This window comes from Caballeronia ptereochthonis, from assembly GCF_001545075.1.
GTDB classification, from domain to species: Bacteria; Pseudomonadota; Gammaproteobacteria; order Burkholderiales; family Burkholderiaceae; genus Caballeronia; species Caballeronia ptereochthonis.
In genome coordinates, this window is sequence record NZ_FCOB02000004.1 from 14,157 (window position 1) to 32,375 (window position 18,219).

Consider the following 18,219-nt stretch of genomic DNA (forward strand, 5'->3'; position numbering starts at 1 on the left):
CCTCACGCGCCGAGATAAACGCCGTCCGGATCGATGACGTGCCGCAGCAGGCGCAGTTGTTCATCGGTCGGCGCGGTGAACGTTTCAAGCGTATCCGGCACGCCCAGTTCGAAGCCGCAGCGCGACTGCACATCGTCCGCGCTCACGCCGGGATACAACGCATCGATACGCATGCGCAAACTCGAAGGATCGAAGCCGAGCACGGCCAGATCGGTGATGACGCGTACCGGTCCTGCACCCGGCAAGCCTGCTGCCTCACGCGCGCCGGGGCCATCGAGATAACCGGGCGTCGTCGTGTATTGCAGCTTCTGCACGAAGCGACGCTTGTCCAGTCGCGCGATCACGACGAATCGTCCCGCCATGCTCGCGATATCGTTCGCGCCGCCGCTGCCGGGCAGGCGCACTTTCGGCTTGCGGTAATCGCCGATGACGGTTGAATTGAGATTGCCGTACGCATCGATTTCCGCCGTGCCGAGGAAGCCGAGATCGATGACGCCGCCTTGCAGCAGGCTCAATGCGTACGACGTGCCCGCGATCATCGGCGCGCCGTGCACGAGGCGGTAGTCGCCGACGCCGCTCGCGAGTTCGCGCGGCTGCGGATCGACGATGCCGGATTCGAACACCAGCTTCACATCGGGCGCATGCGTGGCTTTCGCGAGATACGCGGCGACCATCGGCAGGCCGGTGCCGATGAACGCGACATCGCCATTGCGGATTTCGCGCGCGGCGGCGACCGCCATGTATTCGTCCGGCTGGATGCCGGGTTTGATATCAGCCATGAACGCCCTCCGCCGGAATGTAGCCCAGCGCGGGATCGACACGCAGCTTCATGAGCCGGGCGATACCGATTTTGTCGAGATACGCCCAATGATCGGCGGGCGCGTGAATCCATTCGTCGAGAAACGCCTGCGTGGATTGCGGCGTGCGGGAGGCATCGTAATAGTCCTCAAGATGCGCGTGATCGTGCTGGTAGTAACCGAAGTTGCCGAGCGGATGCGCGCCGAACGGCGCATGCACGACGGCATCGACCAGCAGGCCGGGCAGCACGGTGAACTCGGGATGGCGGCGGATCACGCTCGTGTCCACGATCTCTTCCACCGATACGATCACATGCGAGGCCGCCCGCGCCTGCTCCACGATCACCGAGGTCGGGCCGTACAACTGCACGTTGCCCTGTTCGTCCGCCCGCGCCGCGTGGATGATCGCGACATCCGGTTTCAGCGGCGACACGGCGAGCACCCTGTCGCGCGCATCGAACGGCGATTCGATCAGGCGCGACTTCGCCTGCGCTTCTTCGAAGCCCGGCTTCGCGAGAATGTCGGTGCCGGACATGGCGCGCATCGGCATGAATGGGAGGCCCATCGCCGCTGCGCCCAGACGGTTCACCATGCCGAAATGGCTGTGATCCTCGACTTCGATCGCGCCGCTTTCCACGCCTTCGGAAAAGCGGCGGCATCGGCCGAAGCCTTCGAACATGAAGTTCGAAAAGTATGAGCGATCCAGCGCATTCGCGGCCGCCAGAAACTCGGCGACCCAGCATTCGGCGACGCCCATCAGCGTGATATTGCGAATGCCGCGTTTAATGAGCGCGCGTAGCAGCGCCATCGGCTGATGCGAGTGCGCGAAGCCGCCCGCGGTGATCGACATGCCGTCGCGAATGGCATCGAGCGCGGCGTTCATCGGAACGAGTTTGCTGCTCATGCCGTCGTGCCCTCGGTTACGCGCGCATCTGCTTCGAACGGCGTCGGCACTTCGATCCATCGTTCCGTCGCGCCGGTGATCAGCGAAACGATGGCGTCCGCGCTCTTGAGCTTCGCCGTCGCCACGTCGCCGACTTTCTCGCCGCGCCGCATCACCACGACGCGATCGCTCATTTCCATCACCATCGGCATGCTGTGCGTGATGAGCACGACCGCCGTGCCTTCGCCGCGAATCTGCCGCACGCTGTCCATCGCGCGTCTGGTTTCCTGCACGCCGAGCGCGGCGGTGGGTTCGTCGAGCAGGATCATCGATCGTTCCCACAGACGCGCGCGGGCCAGCGCCACGGCCTGGCGCTGGCCGCCGCTCAGACCCGCGACGTTCGCCGTCGTGCGCGGCACGTTGATCGACAAATCCTTCAGTACGTGCGCCGCGCGCCGATGCATCTCGCGCTTGGCCAGCATCGTCAGCGGCCCGATCTTGCGCACGAGCTCGCGCCCGAGATAGATGTTCTCCGCGACCGTCAGATTGCTGCACAGCCCGAGATCCTGATACACGGTTTCGATGCCCAGATCGCGCGCGATGTCCGTATTGTCGAGCGCGACGTTCTTGCCATCGAATTCGATCGAGCCGGACGTCGGACGCGTCGCGCCCGAGAGAATCTTCACGAGCGTGCTCTTGCCCGCGCCGTTGTCGCCGACCAGCGCGACGGTCTCGCCGCGCGAGAGATGGAAGTCCACGCCGCGCAAGGCTTCGACGGCGCCGTAGGATTTGCGGATATCGGTGGCCCGCAGCAGAAAGGAATGACTCATGCTCGCTTACTCCGGACGCCAGCCGGCGCGGCGCAACATGCTCCACCACACGGCCAGGATGATGACGAGACCTTGCGCGATCATGAACACGATGGGATCCACGCCCATCAGCACCATGCCGTTGCGCAGCGTCGCGACGAACAGCACGCCGAGCACCGTGCCCGCCATGCGCCCCGCGCCGCCCGCGAGCGTGGTGCCGCCGACGATCACCGCCGCGATCACATCGAGCTCGAGCAGATCGCCGACGGATGCGCTGCCGCTGTTCAGCCGCGCGGTGTACATGACACCGCCGAGCGCGGCGAGCGCCTGCACGATCACGAACACGTAGATACGCATGCGACGCACCGGAATGCCGTAGCGCGTCGCCGTCACCGCATTGCCGCCGAGCGCGTACAGATGCCGCCCGAAGCGCGTGCTCGACAGCGCGAACCAGCCGTACGCGACGACGATCACCGTCAGCAGAATCGGCACCGGCATGCCGAACAGATGCCCGAACCAGAGCGAGGCCAGCGAATCCGGCAGCGGCCCGATGTTGGTGCTGTCGGACAGCAGAAACGCGAGGCCGCGCACCGCCGACAGCAAGCCGATGGTCGTGATGAACGAGGGAATCCCCCACAACACGCGCAGCCCGCCGATGAACACGCCGATCAGCGCCGCCACGCCCATCACGCAGGCGAAGCTGAGCCACATCGGCATGCCGGCCTTGACGACGAACAGCGCGAACAGCGTGCCTGCAAGTCCGACGCTCGCGCCGACCGACAGATCGATCTCGCCCGCGATGATGACCATCGTCATGCCGACCGCGACGATGGCCGTCACCGACGTCTGCGTGAGAATCGACGAGAAGTTGTCGAGGCTCGCGAAGTGCGGCGCGATGGCGCTGAACAGCGCAATTAGAAAGACCAGCCCGACCCCGACACCGATTTCCGTGCGCCACGCGCCGATGGTTTCGCGCCAATGTCCCACTTCGGACGGCGAGTGGGAAGAATCGTGAACGACGGATTGTGTCGCGTTCATGTGCGCCTCCTTGTTGTGATGAGCGAACGGGCGTGGCGTTCGCTTTGTCTCCGATTGTTGCGTGCAAGGCTTACTGCCTCATTCGATGCCCCAGCCGCGCAGCACTTCGTCCGTATGCTCTCCGACGCGCGGCGGCGGACGGCGAATCTCGCCAGGCGTCTCGGACAGCGACACGGTCACGCCATGCGTCGAATAACGTCCCGCGACGGGATGCTCGATATCGACGATCTGCTTGCGTGCGATGAGCTGCGGGTTGCTCACGACCTCATCGAGCGTCGCGACCTTCGCGCACGGCACGCCGACGCGATCCATCGCCGCGACGACATCGTGCGCCGTATGCCGCCCGACCCACGCGGCGACGATGGCGTTGATCGCGTCCGCATTCCTGAGACGCGCGTGCTGCGTCGAGAAACGCTCGTCGGTGAGCAGCGAAGACTGATCCATCGCTTCGACCAGGCGCGGGAACAAGCCGTCCGTGCCTGCCGCGAGATAGACGTACGCGCCGTCCGCGCTCGGATAGCTGTTCACGGGCGCGGTGTAGCGGTCGGTGTTGCCGGCGCGCGTCATCGGCTGGCCGAGTTGCGCCTGCGCGGGAATCGCCGAAATCAGCATGCTGATGGCGCTTTCGATCAGCGTCGATTCGACGAGTTGCCCGCGCCCCGTCTGGCTGCGCACGTTGAGCGCCGCCAGCGTGCCGATGGTCGCGTACAGACCCGATGCGTAATCCACCATGAACGTGCCCGCCACGGTCGGCGGACCATCGGGCTGGCCGGTGATGCTCATGAGACCGCTCATCGCCTGGGCGATCGCATCGAAACACGGACGTTGCGCGAGCGGTCCCGTCTGGCCGAAGCCGGAGATGCGGACCATCACCAGACGCGGATTCAGTTCGCGCAGCGCGTCCCAGCCGCAGCCCATCTTTTCCATCGTGCCCGGACGGAAGTTTTCGATCAGCACGTCCGCTTTCGCAATCAGCTTGCGCAGCGTTTCCTGATCCTCCGGATCGCGGAAATCGAGCGTCATGCTGCGCTTGTTGCGGTTGAAGGTGATGAAGTACAGGCTTTCGCCGTTGAGCTGCGGCAGATTCTGGCGTGTCTCTTCGCCGCTGCCCTTGCGCTCGACCTTCACGACATCCGCGCCGAGATCGGCGAGCTGCATCGCGCAGAACGGCCCCGCGATGAAACGCGAGAGATCGAGTACCTTGATGCCCTCAAGCGCGCCTGCCATGTCCTTCCTCTTCCTGTTTGTCTTCGAGTGAAAAGCGTTCGCCGCCCGCCGCATGCAGCAGGTGCGCGAACGCGACCATGCCGGGATCATCCATGCCGATGGAGCGCTCCGCGAACATGCGCGCCCGGCCGATCTTGTTCGTCCTGGCGCGGAATGCGTCGAGCGTCGCGTCGACGGCTTGCGTCGCGGCTTCGTATTGCGCGGCTGCATCGTCTTTGCCGCTGACCGCGATACGCACCGCATCGAGCGGATCAAGCACGGTCTTGTCGCCAAGCGATGCGCCGCCGCGTGCAATCAGCGCATCGAGCACGGCTTCCAGCAGCTCGGGCATCTGCGCCGCGTCGATCGACGCCTGCCCCGCCGTGAACTTCGCGCTCGCGACGAACGCCACGCCCAGCAGCGTGCCGAAGCTCGAACCGGAGGCGCGGGCGCAGGCCATCGCGCAGGCCTTGAATACGCCGTCGATGTTCGATGCCGGTTGATCCAGCGCGGCCAGGATGTTCGCCGCGCACTTCTGCAAGGTGGCGCCGAGATCGCCGTCGCCCAGGCGGCCGTCGAGATCGTTCAATTCCGCGGCGAACGTATCGACCTGCGTCGCGCTTCGGCGCAGGATCGACGTCAATGTATCGACTGTGATCGCCATATCAGACCGCACTCCAGAACGGACACACTGCCGGCGCTGCAAGCAGCGCTTCGAGTTCGCTGTCCAGACGGCACAGCGACAGCGATGCGCCCGCCATTTCCATCGACGTCGCGTAACGGCCCACGCGCGGCATGACGATGCTGATATCGCGCTCCTTCAGCCGCTTTTCGATCCGCGCATAGAGGATGTACAACTCTTCGAGCGGTGTCGCGCCCAGCGAATTGACGAGCACCGACACGCGCTCGCCCGCGCCGATATCCGCATCCGCGAGCAGACGTTCGAGCATGTCGTCGGCCACTGCGTCGGCGCTCTTGAGCGGGCCGCGCACGATGCCCGGCTCGCCGTGAATGCCCATGCCGATTTCCATCTCGCCCTCGTCGATGCTGAAAGTCGGCTTGCCCGCTTCCGGCACCGTGCACGGCGTCAGCGCCACACCGATGCTCACCGTCGCATCGACCGCTTTCCGTGCGATGGCGGCGACGTCGCTCAGGCTGGCATCGTTTTGTTCGGCCTTTGCGCCCGCGATCTTGTACGGATAGATCAGGCCCGCGACGCCGCGGCGCTTCTCGCGCTCCGAACGCTGCGCGCTGCCGACATCGTCCGCGACGAGCACGGTTTTCGTCGGAATGCCCTCCATCTCCAGCATTTCGGCGGCCATGTTGAAGTTCATCTTGTCGCCGCCGTAATTGCCGTACAGCAGCAGCACGCCGCGCCCGCCGTTGGCGGCTTTCACCGCTTCCATGCAGTCGAGCACGCTCGGCCCCGCGAACACGTTGCCGACCGAGCAGGCATCGAGCAGGCCTTCGCCCACGTAGCCCGTAAAGGTCGGCATATGTCCCGAGCCGCCGCCCGACACGATGCCCACCTTGCCTTCGCGCATGCCGCCCGCGCGTGCGATCACGCGGCCGGTTTCGCCCAGCTGACGATAGATGTCCGGATGCGCCGCGCACAGCCCGGCGAGCGCCTCGTCGGCATAGGCATCCGGTCGATTCAAGAGTTTTTTCACGGCTGTTTCCTGATTTTTATCGGCTCAGTACTCGAGCACGTTCTGGCCGTCGAAGATCGTGACGGGCGGATAGGCGCGCTGATCGGTGACGACATCGATCACGGTCACGCCCTGATAGCCGCACGCGGCCTTCAGCGCGGGCAGGAATTCCGACGGCTTTTCGATACGCACGCCTTCGCAGCCGCAGGCCCGCGCGATGGCCGCGTGATCGACGGGTTCGAAATCGCAGGCGTCCGTGTAGCTGTTGAAGATGACTTTTTCCGCGTGCTTTTCGTAGCCGAGAATCTGGTTGTTCAGCACGATCAGCACGACATTGAGCTTCATGCGGCGCGCCGTTTCCAGCTCGGACCAGACGTGCGCGAAACCCCCGTCGCCCGCCAGCGCGACCACCGTCGATTCGGGACGCGCCGCCTTCGCGCCCAGCGCATACGGCAGGCCCCAGCCGAGACCCGCGAGGCCGCGCGGCGTCACGAAACGCGCGCCCACCGCCCGCGCCTTCAGAAAGTTCGCGACCCAGATCGACGAATAGCTCGCATCCGCGACGACGATCGTGTCCTTCGTCAGCACCGTGTCGAGATCGGCCATCAGGCGTTCGGGGCGCACGGGCGCGGCGTCGAGATCGACCGCCTGCTTCATGTCGGCCTGCCACGCTTCGTGGCCCGCCGCGATCTTCTGCGCGAGCTTGACGCGGGCATCGTGACGTGCGCTCAGGTCGCGCTGCTTGAGCGCATCGGTGAGGGCGGCGAGCGTGAGTTTCGCGTCGCCGACGAGACGCAGCGCATCGTAATTGCGGCCCACTTCCTGACTGTCGATGTCGAGATGGATATACCGCGCGTTCTGCGGATACAGCTTCCAGCTATCCGTGCCGTTCTGATTGGTGCGATTGCCGATCAGGAAGACGACGTCCGCGTCTTCGACCATGTCACGCAGATGGCGCGTGCGTCCGCGCGTGCCCATGAAGTAGCCGACCACGCCGACCGACAGTTCGTGTTCCTCGCTGACCGCGCCCTTGCCCATCGCCGTGGTCGCGACCGGCAGCGACGCCGTGTCCTGCAACTTCGCGAGTTCCTGCGCCGCGTCCGACACATGCACGCCGCCGCCCGCGATGATGAGCGGCGCTTTCGCGTTCGCCAGCAGATCGGCGGCGGCTTCGACGGACGCCGGGTCCGCGACGCAGCGGTCCAGCGGGTATGTGCCGAGATTCGATGCATGCTTGCGCGGCACATTCGCGGCCGGCTCGTTGAACAGATCGATCGGCACGATCAGCACGACCGGACCCGGACGGCCCGACGCGGCGGCGGTAAAAGCCATGTCAACGTAGTCGTCGATACGATCCGCTTCCGTCACGCGGCGCGTCCACTTCGACACGCCCTTGAACAGCTCCAGATGGTCGAGTTCCTGGAACGCATTCTTGTCCGTCTGCTTGCGATGCACGTCCTGCACGATGGCGATCATCGGCACGGACGCTTTCAGCGCTTCGGCAAGACCCGCGACGAGCAGCGTCGCGGCGGGGCCATTCTGCGCCGTCACCACCGAAACCTTGTGGGACACGCGCGCATACGCATCGGCCATATACGAGCCCGCGTTTTCAGCGCGATAGCCGATCTGGCGAATGCCGTAGTGCCGCGTCGCGAGGAAAAGCGCGGCCGGAATCGCCTGACCGAAGATGACTTCGACGCCATGACGCTTGAGCGCTGCCGCCATCGCATCCGCGACGGTCTGCGGCTGCGCGACTGCCGCGACTTCCCCTTGATTGACCTGCATTGAAAGCCTCCAAAGATTGCGTTGAAACGTTTCTATAGAAACGTTTTTATTTTGATGCGAAAAGAGACGCCCGCCGCGCCTCATGCGCGGCGAACATGAATCGTCAGCCGACGATGCCCGACGCCCAGCCCACCGTGGTGAGCCGTTGATCGGAAGCACGTCGCGCCCAGACTTCGAGTTCGACCTTGAGCCTGCCGCCGGGCACATCGGTCACGTCCGTGACGACGCCCGACAGTTCGATCGGATCGAACACCTGCAAGGGCGAGACGAACTTGACCCTGAACCAGCCATCGGTAAAGAAGGAAGCGCCGAACGCGGTCACCATCTTTTCGCCGATGAGACCGGCTTGCTGCTGCCCCTGCACGATCAGCGTCGGCAACTCGCCCGCCCGCGCGATGCGCAGATCGTTGTGAATGTTGTGCACGTACTCGCCGATGCGCGAAAACACCGCCGCCTGCTCCGCCGTGATGGTCTTGACCGCCGGCGCGAGCACGTCGCCCACGCGCACGTCGCGCGTGATCGTTTCGATGCGGCGGGCACTTGCGCTCACCTCGCCGGTGACGCGCTTCTCGGGCGTCTCGCTGCCGCGTCCCGCGATCTTGCCCGGCACCGTGCGCAAAATCTCCACGCCGCGATGCCGCACGATGCTGCGTCCGTCCTCGCCCGTCGCCTGCGCTTCCATCACGACATAGCCTTGTCCGCGCCGTTCGTAGGCTTCGACGTACGTGCCCTTCATGGTCACGCGTTCGCCGAGTTTCACGGGGCTGTCGAACCACATCTGTTCTTCGGTATGGAAGCCGACAGTCTTGCTGGCGCGGTAGCGCGTCGTGAACAACTGCACGAGATCGTTGCCGAGCAGGCATGGCTGACCGATGCGCGCGCCATCGAACGGGCTTGCGCCGTCCTGCAGGTACCACGGCAGGTAATCGTCCTGCGTGAAGGAAAAGCGCTTGATCTTGTGATCGTCGACGGTGATGGTGACCGGGCCGAGCGCCTCGGGAATTTCAAGGTTCTCGAACACCGGCTCTTTCAGGCCCGCTTCGAGATCGTCCACGCCGATGGCGCGGCGCGGGTCGGTCAGGTCGCGCCAGGGGCGTTCTGCGTTCGTCGCTTCTTTCATTGATGGAATCCTGTTTGATGGTTCTGTGTGGCGAGTTTCAGGCGTCGTGATCGAGCTGCGTCAGATCCGCGCGATTGGTCTCCGGCGCGAGCCACGCACACAGCCCGCCGACGAATACGCATCCCGCCGTCACCGCCGCGAGCGGCCACGGATCGCCCCCCGACCAGACGAGCAGCGCGGCGGAGGCCATCGGCCAGAGACCGACGAGAATGCTCGGAAGCTGCGCGGCGAGCGAGATGCCGGTGTAGCGCACCTTGGTGCCGAACAACTCGGAGAAGAAGCTCGGCTCGACGGCATAGGTCGCGCCGACGCCGATGGTGTAGCCGATGAAGTACGCCAGATACACGAGCGGCACGTTGCCCGACTTCAGAATCCAGAAGAACGGAAACGCCATGACGATGCCCGTCGCCGCACCGATCATGAACGTGCCGCGCCGGCCGATCTTGTCCGACAGCGCGCCGAACGCCCAGTACGTGAACGCGCCGCCCGCTGCCGCGATGGTGCCCGCCCACAGAATGTCCTGCGTCGGCACGGTCGTGTAGTGGCTCGCGTAGGCCAGACCGATGGTTAGGATCAGATAGCCGAAGAACGCTTCGCCGAGACGCATGCCCATGGCGAGCAACAGCGGCTTGTAGAAGTGGCGCAGGACCATCGAGATAGGCAGCTTCTCTTTGGTCACGTCCTTGTCGGCCATGCCTTCGGTACGCTTCTTCTTCGCGGCTTCCTGCGCGGCGAGGAAGGCTGGCGTTTCGGTCAGGCGAAAGCGGATGAACAGGCCGACCATCACGAGGATGATGGAGAACAGGAACGGCACGCGCCAACCCCAGCTCATCATGTCTTCGCGCGGCAGGCGCGCGACGAGCGCGAAGGCGCCGGTCGCCGCAACGAGACCGATGGCGTTGCCGATCTGCGGCACGCTGCCGTACATGCCGCGCTTGCCCTTCGGCGCATATTCGACCGCCACCAGCGATGCGCCGCCCCACTCGCCACCCACGCCGAAGCCCTGGCACAGACGCAGGATCACGAGCAGAATCGGCGCCCACAGGCCGATGCTGTGCGTCGTCGGCAGCAGGCCGATCAGGAAGGTCGACAGCCCCATCAGCATGAAGGTGATGACGAGCGCTTTCTTGCGGCCGTAGCGGTCGCCGACATCGCCGAAGATGATGCCGCCCAGCGGACGCACGAGGAAGCCGACGCCGAACACGGCAAAGGCCTTGATGGCGCCGATCATCGGGTCGTTGCCGGGGAAGAAAAGCTCGCCGAACACAAGCGTCGATGCCGTGGCGAAGATGAAGTAGTCGTACCACTCCACGGCCGTGCCGACCAGACTCGCGAACACGGCGCGGCGCAACAGCGCGGCGCGCTCCGCCTCGTTCGCGGGCAGCAGATTCGCCTCGCGTGCGGTGTGTCCCACGTCGCCGGCTTGCAGCCCGGCGGCCCCATCGAACGATTTTTCCACCTTACCTCCTCCGCGGGCAGCACAGGTCCGCCAGCTCCGAATGTTGTTCTCCATCGAGATTTGATCGATGTCCCTGGTCGACACGATACCTATAAAAACGTTTCTACGAAACGTTTTTATTCGGTCACTCGGGTAATCCCGGACTGACAGCGGAATTTGAGCTGCCGTCGCATGGGCGAGACGACGACGAAGGATGGGGATGGGCGCCCTGGGTCACTGAGAGCCGGGACGCGTCCTTGTAGCGCCATTGAACGGATGGACGAAAACCATGGTTAGATCGCCCGGTTTGGAGGACCGCTTGCAAGTCCAGACCGGACATTGCCTTTCGGAGCGTTGGTGATCCTGGCGAAGGCCCCGGGCACGCCGCGCGCCTTGGCGAGTTGATCAGATCGACGGCTGTGAGCATCGCTGGTTCGAGGACCCTGCTTCGCCCCGCACGTTGCGCGTCCATGTGGACGATGCCACCAGTGGCCTGATGCAATCGCACTTCCCGATGACCGACTCGACCTTCGTCTATTTCGACGCCACGCGCCAGTCAGGCAGTGCCCGTTGCGGGCGCCGCCTCGTACCGCTTCATCACCTCGTGCCAGATGGCGCTGATCTTCTTCGCGATATCGTCCGGACCGGGAAACGCCTCGCTGATCAGCGCATCGTTGTTGATGTATCGCTCGCTGAGTGTCTCAATGGTCATCGTGATCAGGATGCGGATGGTCCCGGCGTACTCCACGCGCTCGGCCCCCGTGAACTTGCGCCCGCGCCGTCGCCCGGAGACATGCACCACCTTCATCGCCCATTGGTCGTTGCGCGGCTCCCGGATCTTGCACAGTTCGGCGTTGCGATGAATGGCCGTGAACAGGTTCGCATTTGACGCGTAGGCCCGCGAGTACCACAGGTTCGCCTTCAGAATGGCATCGTCAGCCGGCAGGTTGCGCGAACTGCTCACGCGGCTGCCTTCGATGTAGTCGAAGAACATGTTCAACACTTCGAACACACAACTCTCGATGTCGCCGAAGTGGTTGTAGAACGTACTGCGTGCGAGACCCGATTGCTCGAACGGGTATTCGACGGTTGGATTTTGCGCGGGGTTGTCCTGAAGGAAACGCCGCGCAGATCAACGCAGAACCCGAGCGCGGCGCAAAGAGCGCAACGAGCATCGCGATCACGAAACCGGCGAGCACGACGAGCGAGCGCGACCTCGCTATTTCGACAGCAACCCGAACACGACGACGCCGCTTTTCGTGCCCACATACACCTTGCCGTTCGCGATCATCGGCGTGATGAACTTGTTGCCCTGGCCGAACTGATCTCGGGCGCCGGCATCGTTGCTGCTGTAGAGCTGGCGGCCGAGATTGGTCGCATCGTATGCGCGCAACCCGCCGATCGCGCCGTTCTCCGCCGCCCACAGAATGCCGTTCGTCGTGCCGTTCGCGGAAATGCCCGGCGTCGCACCCGGGAAGCCGAACGAGTTCGGTGTCTGACTCGCCGGCGTTCCCGACAGCGCGGCGTTCGAAATCGTGAACGCCTTGATGGTGTCGCCGACCGCGCCGAAATAGACGGTGTTGTTGAAATACGCGGGCGCCCCGAACATCGGTCCGCGTATCTGGCCGACAAGTTCCTGATAGAGGTGATCCGCGTTCGAATCGAACTTGCCCATCGAATAGCGATTCACGACATAGATGGTCGAGTTCTTGCCCGCGCCGACCGCAAGATGACGCACCGTGCCATTCGCGTCGGCGAGATCGGGCAGCACCATCGCGCCGCCCGAGCCGAGATCTTCGTCCTGATTCGATTCCTGCATCGTGTTCGACGGCTGGAAGTAGTCCTGCACGCGGAGCGGCGACAGGTTGAGCCTCAGAAAGCCATTACCGAAGTTGCCGTTGATCGGCATCTCGTGCGCGTTTTGCGTTGGGTCAAAGGTGCCGTTGGCATCGAGCAGATAGATCGCCTCTCCGTCCGACGCGAGGCCCGCACCGCTCATCCAGATCGCACCCATCTGGCCGTTCGGCGTGACGTTCAGCACGCTCGCCTGCTGCAGCGTATTTGCGTCGTAGCCAATTACCCAGCCGGTGTACGGCATGAAATCGCAATGCGAAGTCCACGCGGTATAAATGACGCCGTTCAGCAGAAGCAGCGACGCGCGCTCGGCATACTGGCCCGGATCGAACGTGAGCGTGCCGTTCTGGCTGCCCGCGCCGTTGCCCGGATAGGTCGCGCGGATCTCCGTCGGGCCGTTGAAGAGCTCGGCGCCCGTCGTGATGTCGAGCGCGTGAATGCGCTGGTGATAGCCGCCCGCGCCATCCTTCGACATGCCGACTACATACATCGCGCCATTCGGCCCGCGCGTGCGGTCGATGACCGGCGTCGACGTGATGCCGATTTGCGGCGTGATCTGATTGCAGCCGTGGTCGTCACTCGGGTTCTCGCCGTTCCCGAGGGTCGAAACTCTCCAGAGCACGGCGCCGCTGTCGGCATCGAAGGCGTAGACGCTCGCGTTCTCGGTAGCGACGTAAACCACGTTATGCGTGCCGCCCGCGATCGGCACGCCCGCGAGAAAGAGCGGCTCGGCGTCGACCGCACCATCGACGGAAAAGACCGCGAGCTTGCCGAAGGTGCTCGAACGGACGTTCGCGGGCGTGAGGATCGTTTCCGCCAGTTGCTGGCCGGTGCGAGCGATGTCGTTGTGCCAGGTGAGGACGTCCATCGGGTTGCCGGCGGCCGTCGATGCATTCGATACACTCGACGGCGTTCTGGCTGCGGCGGCCGATGTCGAATCGCCGCTGGAGTCACCGCCGCTGCACGCGCCGATGATTGCCGTGATCAGCACGGCGCCGAGTGCGGCGGCATAAGCGGAAAAACGCGGATTCATTTGCATTCTCCTTCTCCGGGAGGGCCGGAACGGTCGACGCGGTGTCGAGCGACGACGATGCTGCAACAGAGCGATCGCGGTGCCCGTGGCTGCGTGTACCCGTAGACCGGCGCATCAGGGAAGCCAGGAAGCCGTTGCGCGCCCTTTACACCACTCCCACAACAGGATCCAGGCACTGTGGCGCCATCCGGCCGATATTGAACGTTCAGAGACGGAAGGCGAGCGAGATGAACTGTGTTTTCAAAGACCGCTCCGGCTCCTCTTGCAGTTCGGCGGCCATCGCCCGATGGTGACAGAAAACGAAGACTTTCTCGCCACCGAACGTTCGGGCACAACGTGAGAGGCCTTGTCTTCACCGTTCAGAAAGCCATCCCGCACCAGCGACAGTTTCCCTGCCCCACCAGCACACCAGGCAAGGCGGCAATGGCGCTCGTGTTCATGGATCCGACGGACTGCCTGGGTAGCCGCAGATGGGGCCAGACTTAGCCAGCTGCATGTCCGGCGCTGGAACCCGGTTCGTCCGGATTCTGACATTCAAAGCACGGCGGCCGCCGACCGGATACCAGACGCCTGACTCGCGGGTGCGCCCGTTTGTGAGAGCGTTCGCGATCCGTCCCTGCAAAGAGCAACGCCAGCAAGTCAATCCAGACGAAAAAATTACGTCTTCATGATGCGTTGTTCGGGCTCTAAAAACGAATGTGTCCAAGTGCACATATTTACCTATTCATTTCGTGTGCCGGACGTTTATTGCCGATTTGGGCTGCTAACCTTTGATCCATAGGTGTTGCAATACGCAAAATCCAAGTGGCTGCGACACGCGTTCTCGCGCCTGGCTGGATGTTCGAAGTGCGAGTCACCCTGACAGCTCGGAACGGGGATCGTAAAAGTGTCGACGAGGACGATTTCCGTCAGCCACGAAAAGATGCCGGATCGTATGAAATCCGGCATGCGCGCGTTGGCTCCTTCACTGACTCGCCGCGCTCTGCTTTGCGACATGGCCGCGCTCGCCCTTGGCGCATGGTCGCCCTCTTCCTTCGCGCAGCATGACGGGATGGGACTCGTCACGCCGCCGGTTCGCCTCGACGATACCTGGCTCGTCGACCAGACCGGCAGAAAGCGCCTGCTGAACGACTTGCTGCGCCAGCGCGTGACCGCGCTGCAGACGGTCTACACCGGTTGCGGCACGGTATGTCCTCTGCAAGGAGCGCTTTTCAGCGCGGTTCAGGAACGGATCCAGGGAATCCGTGCTCGTCATCCCGTGCAACTGCTGTCGATTGGAATCGATCCGCTTTCCGATTCACCCGCGGCGTTGCACGCCTGGCTCGCGCGTTTCCAGGCTGGTCCCGCGTGGAATGCGGCGACGCCAACACTGACGGACCTAGACCGGATGCGCGTGACGTTGTCGGGCAGCAAGACGCCTCTCGGCGACATCGCGGACCATTCGACGCAGGTCTATTGCTTCGATGCCAACGCGCTGTTGCGCTGGCGAAGCACCGACCTTCCTCGCGTAAACGACGTCTGCGATGTGCTCGGCGCGCTTGCACTCACATAATTCGACTCATCCACGGGGAACAAGACCATGCCAGGAGTTCGCTCGGCGAGGAGCGCGTCTCGCTTGCTCGTCGGATGCATGCGTTTTCTGTTGCTGATCGCGTTACCGCTGGCTTTGGCAGGCATATCGCCCGCCGTCCGGGCGCAAACCGCGGCCCCCATCACCCTGAGCGGCACCGGCATGTGCGCGGATGTCAGCGGCGAATCCCTGACGCCGGGAGCACCCGTGATTTCCTGGCCCTGTTGGGGCGGCGCAAATCAGCAATGGCTCCCGGCTGCGACCGGCACCCGATATAACCTCATCAATCAGAACAGCGGCCTGTGCATGGACGTGTCAGGCCAAAGCCCGGACCCGGGTGGCCCCATCATCCAGTGGACCTGCAATGGCGGCTTGAATCAGGCCTTCTCGTTGACGCCGCAAGGCACGGGCTACGCAATCATCGCGGGACATAGCGGCTTGTGCGTGAGCGCGTCGAGCACGACCTCCCAGGGTGTCCAGCTGACGCAGCAGGTGTGCAATGGAAGCGCGACACAGACGTGGCAGGTGAGCGGCTTGCCGGCGCCGAAGCCTCCATTGCCCTCGAAGTGGTCCGCGCCCATCACGCTGCCACTCGTTCCGGTGCAAGCCGCCAATCTTCCCGATGGAACCGTGCTGGTCTGGTCGGCTGACAGCGCGCTCAACTTTACCGCCGGAGAAGTCACGCCGGGCAAGACGTACACGGCGATCTTCAATCCATCGACCGGCAAGAGCAAGCAAGTGATCGTGAGCAACACCGGGCACGACATGTTCTGCCCGGGCATCGTCAATCTCCCCGATGGCCGGATCTTGGTGACCGGCGGATCGAGCACACAAAAGACCAGCATCTATTCGCCTTCGACGAACGCGTGGACCTCGAGCAATCAGATGAACATTTCACGCGGCTATCAGGGAAGCGTGACACTGAGCAATGGCAATGTGTTCCTGGTGGGCGGTTCCTGGAACGGAGGGCTCGGAGGAAAGACAGGTGAAACCTGGACCCCGGGTTCGGGCTGGCAAATCAACGGCGCCATCATCGACGATTACATCCTGACGAACGACGCTGCAGGGGTATTTCGCGCCGACAACCACGCGTGGCTGTTCGCGGTCGCCAACGGACGCGTGTTTCATGCGGGACCCAGCCGGGCCATGCACTGGTTCGATACAGCGGGTAACGGTAGCGTCACCGCGGCCGGCAACCGGGGCAGCGACAGCGATGCGATGAACGGCAACGCGGTCATGTACGACGTCGGCAAGATTCTCGCTGTCGGAGGCGCTCCGAGCTACGACCAATCGTCGGCCACGTCCAATGCGACGCTCATCGACATCAATAGCGGCACCGCGGTGACGCGGACCATCGCGCCGATGAGCTACCAGCGCGCGTTCAACAACAGCGTCGTGTTGCCGAATGGACAGGTCGTCGTGGTCGGCGGTCAGACTTTTGCCGCGCCTTTCTCGGACGACAACGCGATCCTCACCCCAGAGCTGTGGGACCCGGCGACCAATGCGTTTTCCCCGCTCGCCCCTCAGGCCGTGCCGCGCACCTATCACAGCGTCGCGCTGCTCCTGACCGACGGACGCGTGCTGAGCGGCGGTGGCGGATTGTGCGGGGCATGCGCGACCAATCACGCCGACGTGGAGATATTGACACCGCCCTATCTGCTCAACGCGGACGGGTCCGCCGCGTCCCGGCCGAGCCTCACGTCCGTGCCGACCGACGCGCAGCTCGGCACGACGATCGTGGTGGCGGCCAGCAGGGGAGTAAGCGCCTTCGCGCTGATGCGCTCCTCGTCGGTCACGCATTCGCTGAACAACGAGCAGCGACGCGTGCCGCTGACGTTCACCGTGGGAACCGCAGGCGAATATCAGTTGAAGATTCCGTCCGATCCCGGCGTCGTGGTCCCCGGCTATTACATGCTGTTCGCCCTGAACGCGAACGGCGTGCCGAGCGTTTCGCGCGTGCTGCGCGTGCATTGAATGGCGCGACGACACCATCCTGGGACTCGCGCCGCCGCGATCGGCCTTGCCCTTGTCGCGATGACACCTCTTGCCCACGCGCAGGATGCGTGTGAACCAGCCAACCTCGGGTGTGCAATATTCAACGGCCAGCATCCGATGGCCGCGCATCTGCGCGACGACGATCGCCCCTTGCCTTCCTGGACGACCCGATGCGTGAATTGCCACGTAGGCACGTCGACGGCGGCAGCCTTTGCGCCGCCGCTGACACACGACTCCCTGCTCGGCGCGACACGTCGCCGGGGAGGACCGATTAGCCACTATGACGCGACGGCCTTCTGCCGTGCGGTCAAAGACGGTATCGATCCCGCCGGTGTCCTGCTTCGCAAGTCGATGCCCCGCTATCAGATTGCCGATGCCGAATGCGCGGCGCTCTGGCAGTTCGTCGTGGGTCAATGATCGTGTTCTGGTGAAATGTCCTGGCGTCACGTGCCGACGTACCGGTTGCGCCCGCTGGCATCCATGGTGAGTCGCGTGCCGTGGATAAGGCGCCGCCGTCTTGCCACGCAAGGCTGCCGGGGTTGGCCGCCCCGTCGACCCTGCGTTGCACAGGTCGAGCAGCGCGCGCGAGCGCTGCTCCCCTTGCCTGCCGTCGATGCGCGTGCAATACTGAACCAAATGGATCAGTATTCTCAAGAAGCTCGATTCGACGCCTCGTTCGCGGCGCTGTCGGACCCCACCCGACGCGGCGTGCTGGAGCAGTTGATGCGCGCCGACGCGTCCGTCACGGACCTCGCCGAGCGGTTCAACATGACCCTGACCGGCATGAGGAAGCACATCGGCATACTGGAACGGGCGGAGCTCGTCACCACCGAGAAGCTGGGACGCGTGCGGACCTGCAGGCTCGGCTCGCGCCGTCTCGAGGAAGAGTCGGCCTGGATCGAGAACTATCGCCAGATGTGGGCCGCGCGCTTCGACGCGCTGGACACGGTCATCGAGGACCTCAAACGCAAGGAGAAACGTGATGGTCGCAAGAAGAGCGAATGAGCGCGCCCCCACGAGCAACCGCACGACGTCGGAACGG

At 64.1% G+C, this 18,219-nt stretch carries 16 protein-coding genes; 4 read left to right on the forward strand and 12 right to left on the reverse strand.

Features of this window, described 5'->3' with window-relative positions; all coding sequences use genetic code 11:
* Positions 1-2: 2 nt before the first annotated feature.
* The 12 genes from AWB83_RS05120 to AWB83_RS05175 form a co-directional block, all read right to left on the reverse strand.
* Positions 3-779 (reverse strand): CoA-transferase subunit beta, encoded by a 777-nt coding sequence (locus AWB83_RS05120; RefSeq protein WP_059936227.1) that lies wholly within the window; start codon positions 777-779, stop codon positions 3-5.
* Positions 772-1,701 carry a CoA transferase subunit A gene (locus AWB83_RS05125; protein WP_159463013.1) on the reverse strand — a complete coding sequence of 310 codons (930 nt, stop codon included), beginning with the start codon at positions 1,699-1,701 and terminating at the stop codon, positions 772-774. The genes AWB83_RS05120 and AWB83_RS05125 overlap by 8 nt, the downstream gene beginning before the upstream one ends.
* Positions 1,698-2,510, reverse strand: coding sequence for an ATP-binding cassette domain-containing protein (locus AWB83_RS05130; RefSeq protein WP_087043185.1), 813 nt, complete (start codon positions 2,508-2,510; stop codon positions 1,698-1,700). The genes AWB83_RS05125 and AWB83_RS05130 overlap by 4 nt, the downstream gene beginning before the upstream one ends.
* Positions 2,511-2,516: 6 nt before the next feature.
* Positions 2,517-3,527 carry an ABC transporter permease gene (locus AWB83_RS05135; RefSeq protein WP_081068781.1) on the reverse strand — a complete coding sequence of 337 codons (1,011 nt, stop codon included), beginning with the start codon at positions 3,525-3,527 and terminating at the stop codon, positions 2,517-2,519.
* A gap of 78 nt (positions 3,528-3,605) precedes the next feature.
* Positions 3,606-4,754, reverse strand: a complete 1,149-nt coding sequence (locus AWB83_RS05140; RefSeq protein WP_159463014.1) for a CaiB/BaiF CoA transferase family protein — start codon at positions 4,752-4,754, stop codon at positions 3,606-3,608.
* The gene (locus tag AWB83_RS05145; RefSeq protein ID WP_087043187.1) at positions 4,738-5,397 is read right to left on the reverse strand and encodes a DAK2 domain-containing protein; all 660 of its coding nucleotides are present in this window, start codon (positions 5,395-5,397) and stop codon (positions 4,738-4,740) included. The genes AWB83_RS05140 and AWB83_RS05145 overlap by 17 nt, the downstream gene beginning before the upstream one ends.
* Position 5,398: 1 nt before the next feature.
* Positions 5,399-6,403, reverse strand: a complete 1,005-nt coding sequence (locus AWB83_RS05150; protein WP_059936243.1) for a dihydroxyacetone kinase subunit DhaK — start codon at positions 6,401-6,403, stop codon at positions 5,399-5,401.
* A gap of 24 nt (positions 6,404-6,427) precedes the next feature.
* Positions 6,428-8,167 (reverse strand): acetolactate synthase catalytic subunit, encoded by a 1,740-nt coding sequence (locus AWB83_RS05155; RefSeq protein WP_087043188.1) that lies wholly within the window; start codon positions 8,165-8,167, stop codon positions 6,428-6,430.
* 103 nt (positions 8,168-8,270) lie between these two features.
* Positions 8,271-9,287, reverse strand: a complete 1,017-nt coding sequence (locus AWB83_RS05160) for a MaoC family dehydratase (protein WP_087043189.1) — start codon at positions 9,285-9,287, stop codon at positions 8,271-8,273.
* A 37-nt stretch (positions 9,288-9,324) separates the two neighbouring features.
* A complete protein-coding gene (locus AWB83_RS05165; RefSeq protein WP_208636706.1) occupies positions 9,325-10,746 on the reverse strand; it encodes an MFS transporter in 1,422 nt (473 codons plus the stop codon).
* A gap of 535 nt (positions 10,747-11,281) precedes the next feature.
* Positions 11,282-11,689 (reverse strand): hypothetical protein, encoded by a 408-nt coding sequence (locus tag AWB83_RS05170; RefSeq protein WP_208636707.1) that lies wholly within the window; start codon positions 11,687-11,689, stop codon positions 11,282-11,284.
* 255 nt (positions 11,690-11,944) lie between these two features.
* Entirely contained in the window at positions 11,945-13,612 is a 1,668-nt protein-coding gene (locus AWB83_RS05175; RefSeq protein ID WP_087043413.1) for an outer membrane protein assembly factor BamB family protein, read from the reverse strand.
* Between the two features lie 922 nt (positions 13,613-14,534).
* Here AWB83_RS05175 and AWB83_RS05180 point away from each other — a divergent pair.
* The 4 genes from AWB83_RS05180 (at position 14,535) to AWB83_RS05195 (ending at position 18,182) form a co-directional block, all read left to right on the forward strand.
* Positions 14,535-15,164, forward strand: coding sequence for an SCO family protein (locus AWB83_RS05180; RefSeq protein WP_087043414.1), 630 nt, complete (start codon positions 14,535-14,537; stop codon positions 15,162-15,164).
* A 78-nt stretch (positions 15,165-15,242) separates the two neighbouring features.
* Positions 15,243-17,156 (forward strand): RICIN domain-containing protein, encoded by a 1,914-nt coding sequence (locus AWB83_RS05185; RefSeq protein WP_244197587.1) that lies wholly within the window; start codon positions 15,243-15,245, stop codon positions 17,154-17,156.
* 138 nt (positions 17,157-17,294) lie between these two features.
* Positions 17,295-17,594, forward strand: a complete 300-nt coding sequence (locus AWB83_RS05190; RefSeq protein ID WP_244197588.1) for a hypothetical protein — start codon at positions 17,295-17,297, stop codon at positions 17,592-17,594.
* Between the two features lie 183 nt (positions 17,595-17,777).
* Positions 17,778-18,182 (forward strand): ArsR/SmtB family transcription factor, encoded by a 405-nt coding sequence (locus AWB83_RS05195; RefSeq protein ID WP_244197589.1) that lies wholly within the window; start codon positions 17,778-17,780, stop codon positions 18,180-18,182.
* Positions 18,183-18,219: the final 37 nt, after the last annotated feature.

Coding starts and splice junctions, on each gene's coding strand:
- AWB83_RS05120 (WP_059936227.1), bottom strand. CDS start 779: ATGGCTGATATCAAACCCGGCATCCAGCCGGACGAATACATGGCGGTC.
- AWB83_RS05125 (WP_159463013.1), bottom strand. CDS start 1,701: ATGAGCAGCAAACTCGTTCCGATGAACGCCGCGCTCGATGCCATTCGC.
- AWB83_RS05130 (WP_087043185.1), bottom strand. CDS start 2,510: ATGAGTCATTCCTTTCTGCTGCGGGCCACCGATATCCGCAAATCCTAC.
- AWB83_RS05135 (WP_081068781.1), bottom strand. CDS start 3,527: ATGAACGCGACACAATCCGTCGTTCACGATTCTTCCCACTCGCCGTCC.
- AWB83_RS05140 (WP_159463014.1), bottom strand. CDS start 4,754: ATGGCAGGCGCGCTTGAGGGCATCAAGGTACTCGATCTCTCGCGTTTC.
- AWB83_RS05145 (WP_087043187.1), bottom strand. CDS start 5,397: ATGGCGATCACAGTCGATACATTGACGTCGATCCTGCGCCGAAGCGCG.
- AWB83_RS05155 (WP_087043188.1), bottom strand. CDS start 8,167: ATGCAGGTCAATCAAGGGGAAGTCGCGGCAGTCGCGCAGCCGCAGACC.
- AWB83_RS05160 (WP_087043189.1), bottom strand. CDS start 9,287: ATGAAAGAAGCGACGAACGCAGAACGCCCCTGGCGCGACCTGACCGAC.
- AWB83_RS05175 (WP_087043413.1), bottom strand. CDS start 13,612: ATGAATCCGCGTTTTTCCGCTTATGCCGCCGCACTCGGCGCCGTGCTG.
- AWB83_RS05180 (WP_087043414.1), top strand. CDS start 14,535: ATGCCGGATCGTATGAAATCCGGCATGCGCGCGTTGGCTCCTTCACTG.
- AWB83_RS05185 (WP_244197587.1), top strand. CDS start 15,243: ATGCGTTTTCTGTTGCTGATCGCGTTACCGCTGGCTTTGGCAGGCATA.
- AWB83_RS05190 (WP_244197588.1), top strand. CDS start 17,295: ATGGCCGCGCATCTGCGCGACGACGATCGCCCCTTGCCTTCCTGGACG.